3 protein-coding genes are annotated in these 1386 nt (G+C 33.5%); 1 reads left to right on the top strand and 2 read right to left on the bottom strand.

Translation table 11 applies throughout. The annotated features are described in order from the left end of the window. The coding region (locus HW347_RS20565) for a hypothetical protein (protein WP_214613598.1) at positions 1–203 on the top strand (203 nt) is incomplete at its 5' end. A 119-nt stretch (positions 204–322) separates the two neighbouring features. Here HW347_RS20565 and HW347_RS20560 read toward each other — a convergent pair. After that, complete coding sequence (locus HW347_RS20560) at positions 323–1252, bottom strand: hypothetical protein (protein WP_214613597.1); 930 nt, start codon at positions 1250–1252, stop codon at positions 323–325. After that, positions 1206–1386: hypothetical protein (locus tag HW347_RS20555; protein ID WP_214613596.1), on the bottom strand; the 181-nt coding region annotated here is incomplete at its 5' end. The genes HW347_RS20560 and HW347_RS20555, both read right to left, overlap by 47 nt.

The following is a 1386-nucleotide window of genomic DNA, read 5'->3' as shown; positions in this document are numbered from 1 at the left end:
AAAGTCGCGGCATGCCCGGACCGTTGAGGGAAATGAGTGTTACGGGAGTCGTGAAAAAACAGCTATTCATGCAGTACGTGTTTTTTTGCAGCGGAGTAACACGGCCTTTAGGTCATTTCCCTCAACGGTTGAGCTATGAACAGTACGGGGGCAAACTGGCGTTTGCTTTCCGCCATGTACATAGCGAAATCTTTTTGTTTTGATTTATTTTTTTTTAGTCAAAGCGAAATCCCAAAGATTTCGCGACCTCATAAAAATACGCAAACCTTAGCGTTTAAGCCCTAAACCCGTATTGTTTATAGGTTGTGTTGGCAGTAGTTTTTTATTTGAGTTGTTCTTCAGTAAATCGTAATTCCTTTTTTAGAGTATTATTTTTGATTGATTTCCTGCACTTAATTACTAAATCCACTTCTTTTAAATTCATTCCGATATCAATCAGTAGTGTGTCTCTTAATCTGAAGTCTCCAAATTTTATTTTGGGGTCCATTGTGTCAATTTGTTGATAAATTTCATTGAAATTTATCAAAGAGAAGTTTCCATTTTTTGTATTCTGCTGAAATGTCCGAGCTAATATTGCAGTCTTATCTTCTTGTCCTAAATCGGTGATATTTTTCAATACTTTTTTCATTTCATCATAAGAAGAAGTTTGTATGCCAGATGATAATGCAGAGTATAAATATTTATTCCCGAAGAGTTTTAAACGTGCTAACTCTAGTCCATTTTCTAAACCTTTTAATTTTGAATAAGAACTTACCAATAAAGATTTTAAAGTAGTGATTTCATTTCTTTCCTTTCCAGATTCACACAGTTTCAATACTTTTTTAAAATTTTCTAAATCAGCTGTTTTTGCATAGTATTTTAGAACTTTTCTCCAGCCTAATGCCCTTGTGTCTTTTGTTCTGCCACAATCTATATTTGAAAGGCTTTCAACAACTTCTAGTGAAAAATTAATTTCATTTTGTTCAATCAGATTTTCAAGAAAAGATAGTGTCTGATGCATGCGCATTATTTCATCTTTAATTTCCATAATTAATGAAAATCTTTTTTCTTTCTCGATAGGTGGATTTTGTTCTTTAAATAATCTTGTTAGATTGAAGTTCCATGAAAGTCTTGAAGAATAATTTTCGAACTTGCAAAGTTGCGTATAATTATATTTTGGAAAAATGCCCTCAGCAATTTCCAACAATACATTTTTTGAAGCTCCTTCAACGATTAGATTTAAACCTTTTATATTTAATTGGATGTTCTTCATAAATTACTGCCAACGGTCCGGGTATATCTTCCGGAAGGCGCAGCCTACCGAGTGGAAGATTGCTGTGACTTCTGGAATATATGCCCAGTTGTGTGTAGTTATCTAAAGTAGGTAGTAAAGTTGGCAAAAACAAA

Origin of the sequence: Zobellia barbeyronii (assembly GCF_018603515.1) — a bacterium.
Lineage (GTDB): Bacteria > Bacteroidota > Bacteroidia > Flavobacteriales > Flavobacteriaceae > Zobellia > Zobellia barbeyronii.
Note: the sequence above shows the minus strand (reverse complement) of the source record. Positions and strands in the feature narration are given on the sequence as shown.

Excerpts from the sequence above, each read along its gene's own strand:
- HW347_RS20560 (WP_214613597.1), bottom strand. The coding sequence starts at position 1,252 with ATGAAGAACATCCAATTAAATATAAAAGGTTTAAATCTAATCGTTGAA.